This is a genomic window from Streptomyces sp. NPDC055243 (assembly GCF_044544025.1).
Lineage (GTDB): Bacteria > Actinomycetota > Actinomycetes > Streptomycetales > Streptomycetaceae > Streptomyces.
On the sequence record NZ_JBITWR010000008.1, the window covers coordinates 422,591 to 441,712 of the forward strand.

Annotated in this window: 16 protein-coding genes; 8 read left to right on the forward strand and 8 right to left on the reverse strand. The window is 70.7% G+C overall.

Annotated features, from left to right (window positions below; genetic code table 11):
• Nucleotides 1-58: 58 nt before the first annotated feature.
• Nucleotides 59-1,204, reverse strand: coding sequence for a galactonate dehydratase (gene dgoD, locus ACIGXX_RS25160; RefSeq protein ID WP_399978929.1), 1,146 nt, complete (start codon nucleotides 1,202-1,204; stop codon nucleotides 59-61).
• Nucleotides 1,205-1,294: 90 nt separating this feature from the next.
• The gene (locus ACIGXX_RS25165) at nucleotides 1,295-2,023 is read right to left on the reverse strand and encodes an SDR family NAD(P)-dependent oxidoreductase (protein ID WP_366462898.1); all 729 of its coding nucleotides are present in this window, start codon (nucleotides 2,021-2,023) and stop codon (nucleotides 1,295-1,297) included.
• A gap of 327 nt (nucleotides 2,024-2,350) precedes the next feature.
• On the opposite strand from ACIGXX_RS25165, the gene ACIGXX_RS25170 reads away from it, so the two are divergent.
• Complete coding sequence (locus tag ACIGXX_RS25170) at nucleotides 2,351-2,809, forward strand: hypothetical protein (protein WP_383821743.1); 459 nt, start codon at nucleotides 2,351-2,353, stop codon at nucleotides 2,807-2,809.
• Here ACIGXX_RS25170 and ACIGXX_RS25175 read toward each other — a convergent pair.
• Entirely contained in the window at nucleotides 2,719-3,372 is a 654-nt protein-coding gene (locus tag ACIGXX_RS25175; protein WP_351166254.1) for a DNA alkylation repair protein, read from the reverse strand. The genes ACIGXX_RS25170 and ACIGXX_RS25175 overlap by 91 nt on opposite strands.
• Before the next feature lie 190 nt (nucleotides 3,373-3,562).
• Between ACIGXX_RS25175 and ACIGXX_RS25180 the strand changes: the two genes are divergently transcribed.
• Nucleotides 3,563-4,393: a hypothetical protein gene (locus ACIGXX_RS25180; RefSeq protein WP_361474399.1), complete on the forward strand. Its 831-nt coding sequence runs from the start codon at nucleotides 3,563-3,565 to the stop codon at nucleotides 4,391-4,393.
• A gap of 73 nt (nucleotides 4,394-4,466) precedes the next feature.
• Here ACIGXX_RS25180 and ACIGXX_RS25185 read toward each other — a convergent pair whose 3' ends face one another.
• The 4 genes from ACIGXX_RS25185 to ACIGXX_RS25200 all read right to left on the reverse strand — a co-directional run bounded on the left by ACIGXX_RS25185 (nucleotide 4,467) and on the right by ACIGXX_RS25200 (nucleotide 9,118).
• Complete coding sequence (locus ACIGXX_RS25185; RefSeq protein WP_399978991.1) at nucleotides 4,467-5,099, reverse strand: hypothetical protein; 633 nt, start codon at nucleotides 5,097-5,099, stop codon at nucleotides 4,467-4,469.
• Between the two features lie 113 nt (nucleotides 5,100-5,212).
• Nucleotides 5,213-7,234, reverse strand: coding sequence for an RICIN domain-containing protein (locus ACIGXX_RS25190; RefSeq protein WP_399978933.1), 2,022 nt, complete (start codon nucleotides 7,232-7,234; stop codon nucleotides 5,213-5,215).
• Between the two features lie 656 nt (nucleotides 7,235-7,890).
• The gene (locus tag ACIGXX_RS25195; RefSeq protein WP_351165803.1) at nucleotides 7,891-8,388 is read right to left on the reverse strand and encodes a cupin domain-containing protein; all 498 of its coding nucleotides are present in this window, start codon (nucleotides 8,386-8,388) and stop codon (nucleotides 7,891-7,893) included.
• Between the two features lie 127 nt (nucleotides 8,389-8,515).
• Nucleotides 8,516-9,118, reverse strand: coding sequence for a sigma-70 family RNA polymerase sigma factor (locus tag ACIGXX_RS25200; protein WP_351165800.1), 603 nt, complete (start codon nucleotides 9,116-9,118; stop codon nucleotides 8,516-8,518).
• A 78-nt stretch (nucleotides 9,119-9,196) separates the two neighbouring features.
• Here ACIGXX_RS25200 and ACIGXX_RS25205 point away from each other — a divergent pair, with 78 nt between their 5' ends.
• The 4 genes from ACIGXX_RS25205 (at nucleotide 9,197) to ACIGXX_RS25220 (ending at nucleotide 15,331) form a co-directional block, all read left to right on the forward strand.
• A complete protein-coding gene (locus tag ACIGXX_RS25205) occupies nucleotides 9,197-10,024 on the forward strand; it encodes an alpha/beta fold hydrolase (RefSeq protein WP_399978938.1) in 828 nt (275 codons plus the stop codon).
• A 114-nt stretch (nucleotides 10,025-10,138) separates the two neighbouring features.
• Nucleotides 10,139-11,722, forward strand: a complete 1,584-nt coding sequence (locus ACIGXX_RS25210; RefSeq protein ID WP_399978941.1) for an FMN-binding glutamate synthase family protein — start codon at nucleotides 10,139-10,141, stop codon at nucleotides 11,720-11,722.
• A gap of 49 nt (nucleotides 11,723-11,771) precedes the next feature.
• Nucleotides 11,772-13,502, forward strand: coding sequence for a thiamine pyrophosphate-dependent enzyme (locus tag ACIGXX_RS25215; protein WP_366462850.1), 1,731 nt, complete (start codon nucleotides 11,772-11,774; stop codon nucleotides 13,500-13,502).
• 308 nt (nucleotides 13,503-13,810) lie between these two features.
• The gene (locus tag ACIGXX_RS25220; protein WP_351165790.1) at nucleotides 13,811-15,331 is read left to right on the forward strand and encodes a catalase; all 1,521 of its coding nucleotides are present in this window, start codon (nucleotides 13,811-13,813) and stop codon (nucleotides 15,329-15,331) included.
• Nucleotides 15,332-15,415: 84 nt separating this feature from the next.
• Here the strand turns inward: ACIGXX_RS25220 and ACIGXX_RS25225 are convergent, their stop codons facing one another.
• Complete coding sequence (locus tag ACIGXX_RS25225; protein ID WP_399978945.1) at nucleotides 15,416-17,461, reverse strand: SpoIIE family protein phosphatase; 2,046 nt, start codon at nucleotides 17,459-17,461, stop codon at nucleotides 15,416-15,418.
• A 221-nt stretch (nucleotides 17,462-17,682) separates the two neighbouring features.
• Between ACIGXX_RS25225 and ACIGXX_RS25230 the strand changes: the two genes are divergently transcribed.
• The gene (locus ACIGXX_RS25230; protein ID WP_361474652.1) at nucleotides 17,683-18,435 is read left to right on the forward strand and encodes a hypothetical protein; all 753 of its coding nucleotides are present in this window, start codon (nucleotides 17,683-17,685) and stop codon (nucleotides 18,433-18,435) included.
• 114 nt (nucleotides 18,436-18,549) lie between these two features.
• On the forward strand, nucleotides 18,550-18,972 hold the full coding sequence (locus ACIGXX_RS25235; RefSeq protein ID WP_351165783.1) for an SRPBCC family protein: 423 nt from the start codon (nucleotides 18,550-18,552) through the stop codon (nucleotides 18,970-18,972).
• The last annotated feature ends 150 nt before the right edge of the window (nucleotides 18,973-19,122 follow it).

The window sequence follows — 19,122 nt, forward strand, 5'->3', positions numbered from 1 at the left end:
TGCCACCGCCGCCCTCGTCCCGCAGCCCTCTTCCCGCAGCCCTCTTCCCCGGCCGCGCTCACCACTCGGCGAACGAACCGTCCTCGTGCCGCCACACCGGGTTGTGCCAGTCCGCCTGGCTGTCGTCGGCCGCGCGTACCGCCTTCTCGTCGATCTCGATGCCGAGCCCCGGTCCGGTCGGGCGCAGCAGATGACCCTGGTGGAAGCGGAAGACCTCGGTGTCGGCGAGGTAGGACAGGACGTCGGCGCCGGTGTTGTAGTGGATGCCGATCGACTGTTCCTGGATGAGGAAGTTGGGCACGCTGACGGCGATCTGCAGGCTGGCGGCCAGCGCGACGGGGCCCAGCGGGCAGTGCGGGGCGATGAGGGTGTCGAAGGTCTCGGCCAGCGAGGCGATGCGGCGGACCTCGGAGATGCCGCCCGCGTGCGACAGGTCGGGCTGGAGGACCGCGACGCCGGCCTGGAGGACCGGCAGCACGTCCTGCCGCGAGTACAGGCGCTCCCCGGTGGCGATCGGCACGGGCGAGGAGGCGACCAGGGCGGGCAGCAGGTGGTCGTACTCCGGCAGGATCGGTTCCTCGACGAACATGGGGGCGAGCGGCGCCAGGTGCGGCAGCAACCGGCGGGCGTTCGCGGCGTGGAAACGGCCGTGGAAGTCGAGCGCGAAGTCCCGCTCGGGGCCCAGGACTTCGCGGGCCGCGGCGGCACGGGTGACGATCGCGTCGACGTCGGCGACAGTGGCGAGGCGGTTCATGCGACCGCTCGCGTTCATCTTGACCGCGGTGAAGCCCGCCTCCACCTGGGCCGTCACCTGCTCGGTGATGTGGGCGGGGCTGTCACCGCCCACCCAGCTGTAGGCGCGGACCCGCTCGCGGACCGGGCCGCCGAGCAGCACGTGCACCGGCACGCCGAGGCGCTTGCCCGCGATGTCCCACAGCGCCTGGTCGAGGCCGGCCACCGCGCTGGAGAGGACGGGGCCGCCCCGGTAGAAGGACCCCTTCGTCATCACCTGCCAATGGTCCTCGATGCCCGACGGGTCCTTGCCGACGAGGAGTTCGGCGAGCTCGCCCACGGCCGCGCGGACCGTGGCCGCGCGCCCCTCGACCACCGGCTCGCCCCAGCCGACCACTCCCTCGTCGGTCTCCACACGGCACAGCAGCCAGCGGGGCGGCACGGAGAACGTCTCGACACGGGTGATCTTCATCGGGTCAACCTCCTTGTACGGCAAGGCAGATGGCGGGGGCGGGGCGGGGCAGACAGGCAAGCGGGCAAGCGGGCAAGCAGCGGGATCGGCTCAGGCGGACGTCTTGAACACGCTCCATCCGCCGTCCACCACGAGGCTGGCCCCGGTGACGAAGGAAGCCTCGTCGCTCAGCAGGAACGCCGCGCTCGCCGCGACCTCGTCCGGCCGGCCCAGGCGGCCCGCGGGAGTCTGCTCGATGCTGCGGGCCCGGTCGTCAGCGCCGATCGTGTCCCAGGCGCGGGTCAGGATGGGCCCCGGCAGGACGGCGTTGACCCGTACGGCAGGCGCGTACTCCACCGCGAGCTGGCGCGCCAGACCGGTCAGGCCCGCCTTCGCCGCCGCGTAGGCGGGGCGTCCGGGCAGACCCATGACGGCGTGCACGGACGAGACGAAGACCACCGCGCCCCGGGTGGCCCGCAGGTCGTCCAAGCAGGCCCGTACCCCGAGGAACGTGCCGGTCAGCATGACCGACAACTGCAGGTTCCAGTCGGACACTTCGATGGCGTCGGCCGCACCGCCGCGCACCGTGTACGCGTTGCTGACCAGACCGGCCACCGGGCCGAAGTGGGCGCGGGCGACCGCCACCGCCCGCGCCCACGATTCTTCCTCGGCCACATCACACGCCTCGAACACCGCACGCCCGCCGTCCTTGCGGATGGCCTGCGCGGTGCGCTCGCCCTCCTCGACGTCCACATCGGCGATCACCACGCCGGCCCCCTCGGCGGCAAGCCGCCGGGCCGTGGCCCCGCCGATCCCCTGGGCTCCCCCGCTCACCACCACGCAACGATCGACGAAGCGCCGGCCGGAGCCGGCTGGCACGCCACCGGTGGAGCCCTGCGCCCCTGATGACGCAGGTGACCCCGACGACTCAGGTGACCCCAACGATTCAGGTAACCCCGACGATTCAGCACTCACAGGCAACTCCCGCCCTTCGCACCGGCACGCACGGCAGCAGCAGGCATCCCCCACCCCTGCACCCTGCCATTAACCATCACCGGGCCCCCTGCCGCCAACACCCTCTCCATCCCCGGATGAAGCTCGCCTCCCCCTCCCCCTCCCCCTCTCCCCGGTCCGCCGAGCAGAAGTTGGTGGACGTGACCGTGTGGCGTGACCGACGATCTGCCGGTGGAACATCTCGTCGATCTCGACCAGGCAGCCGCCCAGATCAGCAGCCGTCGGCCTCAGTGGACGGCCACCGGCCTCGTGGTCGGGCCGCTCACCTGGCGGGACGGTGCCGCGGCTTGGCCGCAGCAGCTGGAACAGAGCCGTGCACAGGTGGAGGACCCGGATTCCGTCGGCGTCCACGTCACCGGTCCCGGAGACTCTGAGCTCTTGGTGGTTGTGTTCCGGGGCGGCTGGGCCGACGTGGACTTCCTCGCGAGCCTCGCGGAGGAAGTCGTGATTGAGGCCCCGGACATCGGTTCAGCCCGGTCCTTCGGGGAACTCCTCGACGGCTACGTATCCCGGGCCTTCGGTCAGGCCCCCGCCTTGTCGTGCCGGCGGCGCACCATCTCCGAGATCCAGGTGGGCGCGAACGGAGACGTGCACCCCGGGGAGGTCGGATAGTCCTTGAGCACCCCCAGGCGCTCACCGATGCCGATGGCACGGGCGCGGTGCTCGGGGTGCTCGATCCCGATCTGCGCCAGGCAGTGGTTCATCGCCCACTGGAGGCGATCCGGGGCGTCCTTCATCTGCGCCTCGATGACGTCGAGCAGCCCCGGCAGATCGAGGCCATCGGGCTTCTTCGCCACCCTCTCGGTGGTCAGCGCCCAGCCGGCGCTCGCGACCACCGGATCCGCATCGGCGGACCAGGCGACGCGCAGCTCCTCGGCATGCGGGTTCTTCTTCACCACGTAGTTCACGAGCCAGTCGTGCACCTTGGGTGCGCGCGCCTGGCGCAACATGGCGTCCAGCTCGTCGCGCTCGAACGCCTTCGGGCGGCAGATCAGGAGCGCCAGCAGTCTCGCCGCGGTGTCGTCCGTCTCCCAGAGCCCGCGCGCGAGGTCCTGCTGCGTCTTCAGCCGCTTCGCGATCGCGCGCAGCTTGCCGAGGTTCACACCGTGATCGTCGCCGTGTCTCTCGTTGACCTGGCGTGCCTTCGGGTCCTCGAGCCCGGCCAGCTCGGCCATCACCTCGGCCACCGTCGTCTCGGCCACCTCGGCCTCCCTTCCGTCACGTGCGGGACTCACCCTACGAGGGAAGCGGGCCGCCCGCCGTGCACGGCTGGTCACGCGCGCCTGACCAGTGGAAACCCCTGGTCCTCGCCGTCGCCGTCGGCTAGGTTGACGCGGCCGATGATCAGTTGGCTTGGGGGGAACGATGGACGGACGACGAGTGGCTCCTGCGCTGGCGGCGGCCTTGGTGATGGTCACGGGCCTGGCGGGCTGCGGCAACGAGGCGAGCCGGGCGGGAGAGGGCGAGGCGTCCGCGTCCGCGGCGGCGTCCCCGCGCCCTTCGCCCTCTCGTACGCGGGAGAGCCCCGCTCCTGAGGTCGTCGCGCCCACCGGGCCGGCGACCGCGCCCGGCCGTGACACCGTCACGCACCCTCAACAGGTCTTCAGCGGGAAGGAGTTGGAGAAGGTGCTGCTGCCCGACTCCACCTTCGGCCGTCGTCTGCAGCGCGGCGACGAGCACGCGATGCCGTTCGAGAGCACCCACGAACAGCGGAGGCAGCGTTGGCAGTTCTGCCTCGGCGGGGACGAGGACCCGGCCTGGCTGGGCCCGGCCACCTACCGCGGCGCGGAGGCAGTGGCCCACACCCTGCGCGTGATCGGCAACGAGGGGGAGGCGGTGGCCGTACAGCGCCTCGTGTCGCTGCCCGTGGCCTCGGCCCGCGACCACATGCGGGTCGAACAGGACATCATGCGGCACTGTCCGTCCTTCTCCTCCGACATGGAGGCGGGGTCGGCCCAGGAGGAGTACGCCGTGGAGCCGCTGGAGGAGCTGGGCGACGAGGCATACCTGGTCATCCACAAAATCAGGTACGAGGGTGATGTCCGCACCGAGTACTCCGCCCACATCCGCGTCGGTGGAGTACTCGCATCCGTCATAGGGGTCGCGGGCATGGCGGACCGCGAGGACACCGTCCGGTGGGCCGCGCAGCTCGCCCGGGAGACGGGCAGCGCGTTGTACGGCGCCGGCCAGGGGTGACCCACCTGCCTGCGACTCGCTCATGGCCCACACGATGACAGCAAGCACTGACAGTCGAGGGAGCACCGGCGCCTCAGTTCTGCCCGTGCAGCAGCGGTGCGGATACGGCCAGGCCCGCGTCGAGCTGCGCCATCAGGGCCGTGGGCAGGGCAGGGGGCAGCGGTGGAACGAGGGCGGCGGTCCACCGGTCCACGGAACCCAGGAAGCCGACGAGGTTGTCCCGAACGGATTCCAGGAGTTCCGGCAGCTCTGCCCGGGGGATGTCGATGTGGGGCCCCGTCCGGCGGTTCTCATCGGGCCACAGCCGGATGCTCGTTCCGACGTGCTCGGTTCGTGGTGTGGGATCGTGGCCCAGCCACGGCTCTTCGCCCTTCGTCAGGTCGAGCCAGTCCCGCCAGTTCTCCAGCCCGAAGCAGCATCCGGGCGATGCCGTGACTCCGGTGGCGGTGTCCCGGACCCTCAGGCCGCCGGGAGCGGCGACGGTCTCGGCCGCCACCAGAGCGCGCATTTGCTCCGCAGGGTCCTCGGCGCAGCGCTGTCCGCGCTTGCGCTGCCCCTTGTTGTAGTCGGTCAGGACCGCCATCGCCGTACCGACCTGACGTGGTGTCAGGGGGCCGGACAGGCTCAGGAGACCGTCTGGGGGGAAGTCGGCGACGGGCCACAGAGTGAACTCCTTGGCCTGGTAGGTCTCCAGCACAGCATCCATGATCAGCACGGCCCCAGCGTCTCGCGCCTGTCGCTGCGAACACCTCCCCTTTTCCTGGCCCAACCGGAGCCTCACGTACGCACACGTGCTACCCCGGAACGTCGAGCCGTTCCTCATTCCCGCGAGGCGGGTGCCGCCTCCTCGACTCGCCGCACCGACGACGGCCCTCCATCCCGGTAGCGATCGCGGTCGTAACCACGGCCCCGCTCGGCGGCAGGCGCCTCACGCCCCGTCGGCCCCTCACGCGAGGAGGCTCCACCCCCGACCCCGTCACGTCCTCCCCCTCGTACTGCGGGAGAACGGAGGCGGTCACCAGGCCCCTTCGGACCGGCCTGCGGGCCGTTCTTCGGACCGTTCTTCGGACCGAACCGCTCGGGTCCGTCACAGCAACCGACCTCGGCATACCGCCTTTCGACTTCGCCGCGCCGGGGCGAGTCCGGCGAAGGCTGCCGCCCCTTGCCCTTCGTCCCGTCGCCGCCCTTGGGACCGGACTTCCGCTCTCCGGGCGAGGACGGCTCGCAGGGCGGCGATTCGGTGCAGTCGTCGCCGTACCGCCGCAGCGCGTCAGGGCCGCTCTTCGCGGAGGGGCCGGCCCCACCGTCGATCGACCGGGTGTCCGGGGCGGCCGTCGAGGAGCCGAGCGTCCATCGCTGCTTCGCGGCCCCGTCACGGACCTTGACCACGACATCGGCGCCCTTGCGCAAGGAGGAGGGCGCGACCGCCAGCCGTTCGTGCCACCGGGGCAGCAACTCCCCCAGCACGGTCAGGTCGTAGCGCACCTCGTCACCACGCGCCGCCGAGGGTGCCGCACACCTGCCCAGGGCGATCACGCCGTCGTCCGCGTGCGAGTCGAGGCAGAGGTCGGGCCGGGGAACACTGCTCAGCAGACCGTTGTCGTCGTACGACCACTGCTGACTCGCCTCGGCCGAACACTCGGCCAGCTTCGTCCGGACACCCGGCTTCAGCTTCCGGCCCCGGACGTCGAGGCACAGGTCCGCCGCCACATTGCGGAGCCTGCCCTGGTCGGAGCTGTCGGGGTATCCCGCGGAGGTGGGGGCGGAGGAGCCGACGGGCGGCTCATCGGGATCCGCGCTCGGTCGGTCGTCATGGCTTCCCGCCATGCCGGTCGGGGACACGGACCCGCCGCTGCCGCCGTCACCCGACGAGAGAGTGGCGATGAGCACCGCCGCGAGCAGCGCGGCGGCCCCGAGGGCCGCTCCGGTGCGCAGCGCCCTGGAGTACGTGCGTGCCTGCCCCGGCGGGCCGCCGCCCGGCAGGGGGGTGCGCGGGGAGGGGCGATGGCGCCCGCCGCCGCCCGAGCGCCTTCCTCCACGTCCGGTGGCCGCTGCCCCGCCCCTCGCGAAGGCCGCGCGCCCCGGCCTCGACTCCAGATAGCGGCGGGCGCCCCAGCCGAGGACAGCTTCGGCGAGGAGAATACCCAACTCGCTCTCGAAGTCGGAGAGTTGATCGGCCGTGTCACGGCAGTGGCGGCAGCCCGACAGATGCTGCTGGACATCGGACAGCAAGGCGCTGCCGCGGCGCATCGTGACGTCGAGGAGTCGGTTGTAGCGGGGGCATTCCTCGGTCGGCGCGAGTTCCCGGTGAGCGCGCACGATGCCCGCCCGGAATTGTTCACGCGTCTGATCGAGGGAGTCGGCCGCGAGATCGGCACTCAGGCCCGACAAACCGGCGGGTATGGATATGTGCTCGGCCTCGACCGCGGTGTGCCACAGCAGGCACTGGGCGACTGCCGGCAGAGCCCAGAAGGAGCGCGCGGCGAGTTGCCGCTTTTCGAGGGTCACGGAGGTCGCCGCCCGCATGCCGCGACCACCGGTCGGCTTGCGGAGTTCGGGCATGAAGGCGGATATGCGGTCGTCGACGGACCATCCTCTGACCGTCTCCCGGACGGTCACCAGGAGATACGGACGCAGGGCCCCGCCCGGCTCGCCACGCGCCATGTCCCCGAGCACCTGGTGGAAGGCTGCCGTGGCGACCATCGAGGCCGAACTCGCGCGCGTGGCAAGGCAGATGGCCGAGTAGTCGGACGCCGACTGCCAGTGCCGCGCGAGCAGCAGGGCGACGGGCCGGTCCGCCTCACTCTCCGGCCGTCCTCGCAGTCGGGCCGCGAGGTCCATGTCGGATTCTCCGGGGCTCACACCGGGGCGAGGGGGGTGGGTCGGGCGTGGGGGGTGGGCGGGTTGCACAGAACCATTTCCTTCCAAGTCGAAGGACGGCACACGGGAAAAGGCGCCCATCCAAGAAAGCGGGCGTCTGATTGGTGCATACCTGGAACTCGCCAAGGCGGGAAAACGGATCAACGAGCCACGGGACTGCCCGCATACGGCCGACTAAAGACCTTTTGGGTCAACCGGCACGCAATAGCGGACAAGAAAAAGCGGGCGTGATCATTGCCTCGGCGCGAGGACGCTCACCTTGGCACAGCCGACTCACAGGGAACAAGAAGTTCGAGCGACATCCGGTGAAGAAGGGAGAGGAACGCCGACGTTACCGCCAGTACTCGCACCCGCTTTCGAAACCTGCCACGGATCGCCCCCGCCAGAATCACCAACCGCGACCGGGCAGGGACGCCCACTCCCCCCACACTTACCCGCCAAGTGCGTTTCCTGGTGGTGTCTTTGACGGGGTGTCGCGGTGCGAGCTCCAGTACGCGGACTCCCGGAAGGAGCCCAGCCATCGGCGCCCGTCGCGTACGCGGAGGGGCCCTCTGCATCCGGAGCTCCCCGGAGAATCCGTCCACTGCGGCGCGCACACCCCGGACGCCGCCGTCCTTTCATGAGGCGGCGAGTGCCTCGCGCCAGACGGGGCTGTCGACGTAGTGGTTGTCGTAGCGCTCGGAGGACTCCGCGATCTTCTTCGGGTCGGTCTCGCCGCGCATCACGCTGCCGAGCAGGCGCAGGTAGTCGAAGCGGCCCATGCCGGGGGTGAAGACGAACAGCACGTCGGCCGTGCAGCCCGGGGCCGCGGCGAAGGCGTGCGGGGTGTGGGGAGGCACGGCGAGGAAGTCGCCGGCGTTCAGGACGGTGATCTCCTCACCCACCAGGACCCGGAGGGAGCCACTGATGACGAAGAACAGCTCCGTGGCCTTGGTGTGGAAGTGCGCGGGAGCACCGACGGCCCCCTCGGAGAACGTCGAGCGGTAGGTGGTGAACCCGCCGTCCGGCCCGTCCGTGTCCGCCAGCAGGGTCATCACGCTGCTCGGGTCGGCGGAGGTCTCGGCCTCCGCGGCGCGGGTGAGGAGGGCGGCGAAGTCGGCGTTCGTGCTGCTCATGGTGGTGTCCCCTTCGGTTCCGCAGCGGCCTCGCCGCTGCTGTGATCACCACTCTATGGAGCTGAAAGACCCATGACGGAGTGCAATTCAGTGACAGAAACAAGGGTCAATCTTGACCGCTTCCGGCTCAGGTCCCGTCGCCGAGCCGATCGCGCTGGATCTCACGGGCGAGGGTGCGCCGCACGGAGGGCGAGCCGGTGGCGGTGACTTTCGCGGGGATGTCGAGGCGGCGGCTGATCTCGTCGTACGCGCGCCGGTGGCTGCCCGGCAGCTGTGCCTGATGCTGCCTCAGGTCCTCTTCGAGCAGCCGCCGCAGCTCGTCGACGTTCTGGGGCGTGAAGCGCTTCTTCCCGCGGGCCAGGGCGTTGACGCAGCGGGCGCAGTGGGCACGGTCGTCCAGGGCCTCGGAGACTTCCTCGGCAAGGCCCCACAGGCGCCCCTCCAGCCAGGGGAGGTCGCGCTGGTCGAGGTGGAGCTCCATCGGCGGCTGCCGCTCGCCCGTCCTGGACTTGGCCATCTGCTTGGACACGGCCGGCTGACTCATGTCCGCGAGCTCGGCGATCTTGTCCTGCGTCCAACCGAACCCGGCGAACAGCTGGATCATCTCCGCGCGCAGCTTCCGCATCTCCTCGCCCGCACGGATGACCTCGTTCATGCCGGCGAGCATCCGCTCGGCCTGCCCCTCGGTCAGCGCCCCGGGGTTCTGGTGAGAGTCCTCGCTACCTGCCATGGCTCGGTTATACAGCTCCGCACCCTCGCCGCCATAACCAGGTTGTATAACCTGGTTATGGCTGTCAGGATCTGCGGCATGCCCACCTATCGCGCACCCGACGGAACCCAGCTCGCCTACCACGTACACGGAGAAGGCGACCCGGTCGTCTGCGTCCCCGGCGGCCCCGCGGACTCCCGCTACCTCGGCGACCTCGGCGGCCTGTCCGCGCACCGGCAGCTGATCGTCCTGGACACGCGCGGCACCGGCCGGTCCGCCCTTCCCGAGGACCCCGCCTCCTACCGGTGCGACCGCCTCGTCGAGGACGTCGAGGCGCTGCGCGAGCACCTCGCACTCCCCCGGACGGACCTTCTCGGCCACTCAGCCGGAGCGAACATCGCGACGCAGTACGCGGCCCGGTACCCGCAGCACGTCGGCAAGCTCGCCCTGATCGGCCCCGGGACCCGGGCCGTCGGCATCGCGATCCCGGGAGAGACCCGGCGTGCGGTCACACAGCTGCGGAAGGACGAGCCGTGGTTCCCGCACGCGTTCGCCGCCCTGGAGGCGATCACCGAGGGCACCGGCACGGACTGGGACGCCATCAGCCCCTTCTTCTACGGCCGCTGGGACGCCGCCGCACAGGAGCACTGTGCGGCCAGTCGGCCGACCAACGACGACGCTGTCGCCGGCTTCGCGGCGGAGGGCGCCTTCGACCCGCCGACCACGCGTGCGCGGCTCGCGCACCACAAGCTGCCGGTCCTGCTGCTCACCGGGGAGTACGACGTGAACAGCCCCCCTCGGCCGGTGGCCGAGTTCGCGGCACTGTTCCCGGACGCGACTTACGTGGTGCAGCCGTCGGCGGGTCACTATCCCTGGCTCGACGACGCCGAGCAGTTCGTGGCGACCACCGCGGCGTTCCTGGGATAGCGGACTCCTGCCGTCGGACGGGCCCCCCGAAGACCGCCGCCCATCCCATGTACACCCCACCGATCGATGTCCCCAAGCACGTGTGACCGGTCGAATTCGGGTCAGATGGGCCCCATGACGCGTTACGCAACGGTGGGCCTGTTGATGGTCTGCGCAGTGGCCGGGGTGCTGCTTGCCCTCCTGGCCTCCCCGTGGTGGTGGCTCGCCGCGGCTCCTCTCCTGGCCCTGGCGCTGACCGGGACGTACGACCTGGTCCAGCGGCGGCACTCCGTACTGCGGAACTACCCCGTGCTCGGCCACCTGCGGTTCCTCATGGAGACGCTGCGCCCCGAGCTGCAGCAGTACTTCGTGGAGCGCAACTACGACGGCAGGCCCTACGACCGCGACACCCGCAGCATCGTCTACGAGCGGGCCAAGGGCGTCGACGCCGAGGAACCGTTCGGCACCGAGCGCGACATGGACGCCCGCGGCTACGAGTTCCTCGTGCCGTCCATGGCACCGTCAAAGGTGCCCGAGGAGCCGCCCCGCGTCCGGGTCGGCGGACCCGACTGCACCCAGCCGTACGACATGGCCCTCCTCAACGTCTCGGCGATGAGTTTCGGCTCGCTGTCCTCCAACGCCGTCGTGGCCCTGAACACGGGCGCGGCACGCGGCGGGTTCGCGCACGACACCGGCGAGGGCGGCCTGTCCGACCACCATCTGCGGCCCGGCGGCGACCTCGTGTGGGAGATCGGTACCGGCTACTTCGGCTGCCGCACCCGTGACGGAGCGTTCGACGCCGAGCAGTTCGCCGAGAAGGCCGCCCATCCGTCCGTGCGCTGCGTGTCGCTCAAGCTGTCGCAGGGCGCGAAGCCGGGGATCGGAGGCGTCCTTCCCGGCAGCAAGGTCAACGCCGAGATCGCCTCGGTGCGGGGCGTTCCCGAAGGTGAGACCGTCGTCTCGCCGCCGTACCACCGCGTCTTCTCCACCCCGCGCGAGCTCGTCCAGTTCCTGGCCCGGATGCGGGAACTGACGGACGGCAAGCCGGTGGGCTTCAAGCTCTGCCCCGGGTCCCGGGCCCAGTTCCTCGCCGTGTGCAAAGCCATGAGGGCGGAAGGGATCACCCCGGACTTCATCGTGGTGGACGGGGCGGAGGGCGGCACGGGGGCGGCGCCGCTGGAATTCGCCGACAACCTCGGCATGCCGCTGACCGAAGGCCTCTACACCGTGCACAGCGCCCTGACGGGCACGGGACTGCGCGACCGCATCCGCATCGGCGCGAGCGGCAAGGTGGCGACGGGCTCCGACATCGTCAAGCGCCTGGTCATGGGCGCCGACTACACCAACGCGGCCCGCGCGATGATGTTCGCCGTCGGCTGCATCCAGGCCCAGCGCTGTCACACCAACCGCTGCCCGACCGGCGTCACCACGCAGGATCCGCAGCGGGCCCGTGCCCTGGACGTCGTCGACAAATCCGCGCGCGTCACGCGCTACCAGCAGGCCACCGTCCACAGCGCGCTGCAGATCATGGCCGCGATGGGCGTGCGCGACGCCGCGGATCTGGGCCCGCACCTGCTGCGGCGCCGCGAGGACCACGGCCGCTTCCGGTCCTACGCCGAGCTGTACGAGTGGCTGTCCCCCGGCGAACTGCTCGCCGCGCCGCCCGAGAGCTGGTCCGTCGACTGGCAGGCCGCCGATCCGGACACCTTCGCCGTCTGACGGCCACGGCCCCGGACCGCGAACGCACCGACCCTTTGAGAGGAACACGATGACCCGCAATGTCGCCCGCGTCACGATCGACGCCTTGGAAGAACTCGGGGTGCGCCATGTCTTCGGCGTGGTGGGGGATGCCCTGAACCCCTTCACCGACGCCATCCGCGAGTCGGAGTCCGTCGAGTGGGTGGGCTGCCGCCACGAGGAGGCCGCCGCGTTCGCCGCCGGCGCCCAGTCCCAGCTCACCGACACCCTCGGGGTGTGCATGGGCACCGTGGGACCGGGCTCGGTGCACCTGCTCAACGGCCTTTACGACGCCGCCAAGAGCGGGACCCCGGTGCTGGCCATCGCCGGCCAGGTGCCGCTCGCCGAGGTGGGCACCGACTACTTCCAGGAGGTCGACAACGATCTCCTCTTCCGTGACGTCGCCGTCTTCCGGGCCACCGTCACCTCCCCCGAGCAGATGCCCGGCCTGCTGGAGATCGCCGTACGCAGCGCGATCGGGCGCCGCGGCGTGGCCGTCCTCACGGTCCCCGGGGACGTCGGCGACCAGGAACTGCCCAGGGACCGGCCGACCCGGCTCTCGGTCGCACAGTCCGCCAACCGACCCGACGACCCGATCCTGGACGAGGCGGCCGCCGCCCTCTCCGACGGCGGCAAGGTCACCATGCTGGTCGGGCGCGGAGCGCGCGGCGCCCGCGAGGACGTCCTGGCCCTGGCGGAGCAGCTGGCCGCGCCCATGGTGCTCACGCTCAAGGCCAAGGAGGGCTTCGAGGGCGACAACCCCTACCAGGTCGGCCAGACGGGGCTGATCGGCAATCCGGCCGCCGCGCACGCGATGGACCACGCCGACACCCTGCTGCTGCTCGGCACCGACTTTCCCTACCGGGAGTGGTATCCCCAGGGCAAGAAGGTCGTTCAGGTCGACCGGGTCGCCGAGCACATCGGCCGGCGTGTCCCGGTCGACGTGGCGCTCGCCGCCGACGTCGGCCCCACGGTGCGGGGACTTCTGGAGCGGCTGGGGCGGACCACTGAGCGAAAGCACCTGGACGAGGCGCGCGAGAAGTTCACCAAGTGGCAGGAGGGCCAGCAGCGGCTTGCCGCGCCCGGGCACGACCGCGGGCTGATCGGCAAGGTGCGCTCCGCCTTCGACAACCGCGATCACCTGGTGCGCCCGGAGGCGCTGGCCGCGGCGGTGGACGCCATCGCGGCCGACGACGCCGTGTTCACCTCGGACACCGGCATGGCCACCGTATGGCTCTCGCGGTTCGTCGAGATGCGCGGATCCCGGCGTCTGCTCGGCTCGTACAACCTCGGCTCGATGGCCAACGCGATGCCGCAGGCCATCGGCGCGCAGCTCCTGGACGACGACCGGCAGGTGGTCGCCTTCTGCGGCGACGGCGGTCTGGGGATGCTGTTGGGCGACCTCATGACCATCCGCAGCCGGCGCCTGCCCATCAAGCTCGTCGTCTTCGACAACCAGCGGCTCGGGATGGTGAAGCTGGAGCAGGAGCAGGCGGGCCTGCCGGAGTTCGGCACCGAACTCGACAACCCGGACTTCGCCGCGGTCGCCGAGGCGCTCGGCATCACCGGCATCCGGGTGACCCGGGCCGAGGACCTCGCCGAGGGGGTCGGCCGGGCCTTCGCCACACCGGGGCCGGTCCTCCTGGACGTCCTCACCAACCCCGAGGAGATCGCGGTGCCGGGCAAGCCGACCGTCCAGCAGGGCTGGGGCTTCGCCATCGCCAAGGTCCGCGAGAACCTCACCAGCCCCGGCGGCCGCTGAACGGTCGCCCGCCGTGCCCCCTCGTGCCGCGTCAGGAAACGGAAGGGCTCGCCACGTATCGGCGGCGCCGAGGCGGGCACTCGGAGGGGGTCCGACGAAAGATCCACCCGTACCGGCAGGGTCAGACCCCTCCAGGAGGTCGACAACAAATGGCCACACCGGGAGAAAAGCCGCAAGATGGACTCGACGTCGACGGACCGCCGAATCCGCCACGCCAGAGACCGGTCCTCCCGGACAGCCCTTCGCAGCCGCGGAGCCAGACCCTTGCGGCGCAGAGAACACCACCCACCGAAAGGCACTCGTAACCCATGAGCGACGTCACAGGTAAGGCGACCACCACGGACGCCGGCGTTCCGGTCGAGAGCGATGAGCACTCGCTCACCGTCGGCGCCGGTGGGCCGATCCTCCTGCAGGACTCCTATCTGATCGAGCAGATGGCGCAGTTCAACCGGGAGCGGATCCCTGAGCGGCAGCCGCACGCCAAGGGCAGCGGCGCCTTCGGCCACTTCGAAGTCACCCAGGACGTCAGCGCCTACACGAAGGCCGCCCTCTTCCAGCCCGGCACCCGCACCGACCTGGTGGCCCGCTTCTCCACCGTCGCCGGCGAGCGCGGGAGCCCGGACACCTGGCGTGACCCGCGCGGATTCGCGGTGAAGTTCTACACCACCGAGGGCAACTACGACATGGTGGGGAACAACACCCCCGTCTTCTTCGTGAAGGACCCGATGAAGTTCCAGCACTTCATCCGGTCCCAGAAACGCCGGGCGGACAACAACCTCCGCGACCACGACATGCAGTGGGACTTCTGGACGCTGTCCCCCGAGTCCGCCCACCAGGTCACCTGGCTGATGGGCGACCGCGGCATCCCGCGCACCTGGCGCCACATGAACGGCTACACCTCGCACACCTACATGTGGATCAACGCGCAGGGCGAGCGGTTCTGGGTGAAGTACCACTTCAAGACCGACCAGGGCATCGAGCACTTCACGCAGCACGAGGCCGACCAGATGGCCGCGGCCGACACGGACTATCACACCCGGGATCTCTTCGAGCACATCCGGGACGGCGAGTACCCCAGCTGGACGCTGCACGTGCAGGTCATGCCGTACGAGGACGCGGCCACCTACCGCTTCAACCCGTTCGACCTGACCAAGGTGTGGCCGCACGGCGACTACCCGCTGATCGAGGTCGGCAGGATGACCCTGGACCGCAACCCCACGGACAACCACGCCGAGATCGAGCAGGCGGCATTCCAGCCGAACAACCTGGTCCCGGGCATCGGCCCGAGCCCCGACCGGATGCTGCTCGCGCGGTTGTTCTCCTACGCCGACGCGCACCGCCACCGCATCGGCGGCAACTACCAGCAGCTGCCGGTCAACGCTCCCGTCGCGCCTTTGCGTACGTACTCCAAAGACGGGGCCATGGCGTACAACAAGACGCAGGACCCGGTCTACGCACCGAACTCCAAGGGCGGCCCGGCGGCCGACACCAGCCGCTACGCCCCGCCCAGCTGGCACGCGGACGGCGACATCACCCGCGCCGCCTACGTCGATCACGCCGAGGACGACGACTGGGGCCAGCCGGGCACCATGGTGCGCGAGGTCCTGGACGACGCCGCACGTGACCGCCTCGTCGACAACGTCGTCGGACACCTGCTCAACGGCGTGAGCGAGCCCGTGCTCGCCAGGGCCTTCGAGTACTGGTCGAACATCGACAAGTCCATCGGCGAGCGCATCCAGCAGGGCGTGCGCGCCAAGGCGAACGAGAAGGACCCCAAGGCCGCGGAGCAGGCGAACCCGGCTCGCAGCAGCATGCAGGACAAGGCCTGACCCCACTGCACGCGTCGGCCGCTGCCCCTCGGGGCAGCGGCCGACGCGCGTGCTGGGCGCCCCCGCGGCCGGCCGCGGGCTGGTTCACGCGTCCGGCGCGGCGAAGTCGCACCAGACCGCCTTGCCCTCGCCGCGTGGCTCGATTCCCCAGCGCGACGCGACCGCCTCCACCAGGAGCAGTCCACGGCCGGAGGTGGCGGTCTCCACCGGGGACCTCTTGCGCGGGCGGGTGCTGGAGCGGTCCTTGACCCAGAGGCGGACACGGCGCGGCGGGCCGGTGAGCACCTCCAGCGTGAGGATGGCTCCGCCGTCGGTGTGGACCAGGGCGTTGGCCAGGAGTTCGCCCGCCGCCACCTCGACGTCGTCGGCGACCGCCCCCAGCCCCCACGAGGCGAGGTGTTCGCGCAGCGCCGCACGCGCGTCGGCGAGCCCTTCGGGGTCGGCCTGGTGGACGTAGCGATGGATGCGCGGCTCCTGGAGCGTGCCGGGGTCGGGGAGCCGGCGCAGGACCAGGAGCGCCACGTCGTCGCTGCTGCCCCATCTCTCCCACAGCGCGCGCGACAGGTGGTCGGCCAGGTCCTCGGCCGACTCGGGGCCCGCGGACAACACCTCGGCGAGGTTCTGGATCCCGGTGTCGAGATCGAGACCGGCGTCCTCCACGAGGCCGTCCGTGCACAGCACCATGGTCTCGCCCGGTACGAGGTCGAGCCGCACCTCGGGGTAGTCCTCCATGCCGAACTCGGTGGCGAGGCCCAGCGGCAGCCCGCCCCGCACCCGCGGCACGCCCACCCGGCCGTCCACATGCCGCACCAGAGGAGGCAGATGTCCGGCCCGTACGGCGCGCACGATGCCGGTGGCGGGGTCGAACTGGGCGTAGGTGCAGGTGGCGAACCGCTCGGTGTCCAGCTCGGCCAGGAAGCGGGAGGTGCGCGAGAGCACCGTCGCGGGCGGATGTCCCTCGCCGGCGAAGGCCCGCAGGGCGATGCGCAGCTGCCCCATGATGGCCGCGGCGTGGGTGTCGTGTCCCTGTACGTCGCCCACGACCACGCCGATGCGTCCGCGGGGCAGGGTGATGACGTCGTAGAAGTCGCCTCCGACGTCACGACCGCCCCAGGCGGCGTGATAGCGCACGGCGACCTCGGAGTCCGGCACAGCGGGGATGCCGCGCGGCAACATCGTGGCCTGCAGGCTCTTGGCCAGGTCCCGTTCCTCGTCGAAGAGCATGGCGCGCTGCAGCGACTGGGCGACGATGCCCGAAAGGCCGATGCACAGGTTCCGGTCCGCGTCGGTGAAATCCTTGCGGCCGCGGTAGAAGAGCGCGAGGCCGCCGATGGCGCGGTCCTGGGCGACCAGGGGCAAGAACGCCGCCGAGTCGAGCTCCATGTCCTCGATGTAGGGCCCCAGGCGGGTGAAGCGCCGCCCCAGATCGGGCAGTGAACCCACGAAGCGGGGCTGGCGGGTCAGGACGGCCTCGGCCAGCGGCAGCGATTCGTCGACCTTGTGCAGCTTGAGTTCGTCGAGGACCTGCATCGTGTGACCCACCAGAGCGATCAGCTTCAGGTTCTCCCCCTCGACCAGGCCCAGGACCAGGCCGTCGGCGGCGAACCGGTCGAGGCCGCTGGCGCCGGACAGCACGGCCACCACGTCGTCGACCGTGACGGCCCGCGAGAGGGCTTCCGTGGTGCCCTGCACCATCAGGGCGATGCCCTGGCGGCGCTCCTCCCGGGGGTCGGTGGCCGCGAGCTCCGTCCCGTCCTGCGCGGCCGTCCGCAGGATTCCCACCACGCGCGCGGCCCGGCCCTCGTCGTCGCGCAGGATGCGGCCACGGGCGTGGCTGAGGTGCCGTGTGCCGTCGCGGTGGCGGACACGGAAGTAGACGCCGTAGAGATCGGTGCCCGTGGTGGCCGCCTCGGTGACGGCGAAGCTGATGCGCACGGCCTCCTCGGGAGGCACGCGTCGCTGCAGGGAGGTGACCAGGCCGTGGAACTCGTCGGGACGCAGGTCGAGCACCGCCAGGGCGCTGGCGTCCAGACTGAGCTCACCGCTGTCCAGGTCCCAGTCGAAGCTGCCCATGCCGGTCAGGAGCAGGCGCTGTTCCAGGTCGATGTGTGACTTCTTGGCTGACGTCATGGCTGTCTCCGTATGCCGCTCGGTCACCATAAGCGCCCGGCGTCCCAGGCGCGCGGCCGTCATGTGCTCGGGGGTCGGCGCCCCGTCCGGAAACGGCGCAGAAAGTGGAGATCACCCTTCCGGTGATCTATCGGAGCAATGGGGTAACCGGGTGTTCCGCGGCCCCGACGGCCGCGGCACGACCGGAGGGCGCAGCCGCCCTCGGAAAAGGAGCAGACGTGGTGAGGGGCAGCAGAAGCATGGCGGCCGTGGTGGCCGGAGCGGCGATCGTGGCCCTGGCCGGGTGCGGCGGTGGCGACGACTCGGACGACAAGAGCAAGCCGTTCGAGGGCAAGAGCGCCGACCAGATCGCCGCCGACGCGGTCAAGGCCACTCAGCAGGCCGACTCGATGCGCATGAAGGGGACCGTGCAGCAGTCCGCGGGTTCCTCGATGTCCGTCGATCTGGCGGTGGACCAGCGCAAGAACTGTGACGGCACCATCAAGTCGGAGGGCGCGTCCGCGGAGGTGCGCAACACAAAGGGCACCTTCTATCTGAAGGGCGACGAGAAGTACTGGGAGACGTCCCTCAAGGGCCAGCCCGGAACCGACAAGATCGTGCCGAAAGTGGCGGGCAAGTGGGTGAAGGCCCCCACGGACGACGCCACGACGAAGAACCTGTGCGACAAGACGGCGCTCACGGCTTCCATGGACAAGGACAAGTCGGAACGCAAGGGCATGAAGAAGGGCGCGACGACGACCGTCGGGGGCGCCGAGGCCATCCGCCTGACGAAGAAGACCTCCGGCGGCGAGACCCTCACGCTGTACGTGGCCACCGAGGGCAAGCCGTACATCCTGCGCTCCACGTCGAGCGGCGGCGAGCAGCCCAACACCGCCACCTTCAGCGACTACGGCAAGGCGGTCAGTCCTGAGCAGCCCGCGCCCGGCGAGACCGTCGACCTCAAGGAGCTTGCCTCAGGCGGCCAGAAGTCCTGACGCCCGCCCCGCGGAGTGACGTCCTTGCATGGTCCGTTCCCGAAGGGGTACCGGAGCCCATGCTTCACCGGCCCGGAGAGTCCGCGGCCACTCCCCGTCCAGAAAGAGGTGCGTATGTCCGCGTCCCTGCTCGAGTCCGTCGATCTCAACGCGCCGGTTTCCGTCGCCTGGGAGCTGTGGAGCGACGTGACACGCTGGCCCTCCTTCCTCAGCCACGTACGTCTGGTCGAGCCGATGGACGAGCGTCGCTTCGCATGGCAGCTGGAACTGCCCGGAGCGGAGAAGAACTTCGTCGCCGAGCTGACCGAAGTGGTGCCCGAGAACCGGATCGCCTGGCACACCATCGAGGGCGTGGACCACGCCGGTGTGGTGACCTTCCACCGCCTGAGCGACACCACGAGCCGGGTGACACTCCAGATCGAGTACGACCCCAAGGGTTTCGTCGAGCGCCTCGGTGCCCTCACGAACCTCGACTCCACCCTGGCCAACTACGACCTGGGTGAGTTCCAGAAGATCGCCGAGAAGACGGCACGATAGCCCCCGGAAGCCGGGGACCAATGACGCGACGGCGCCGCGCCCGCTTCTGCCGAAGCGGGCGCGGCGCCGTTTCCTCGTGCGTCAAGGGGCGGGGCGGTGGGGGGGGGCCCCCCGCCCGCCCTGACCGTCCCCCGGGCCAGCGCCCGGGAT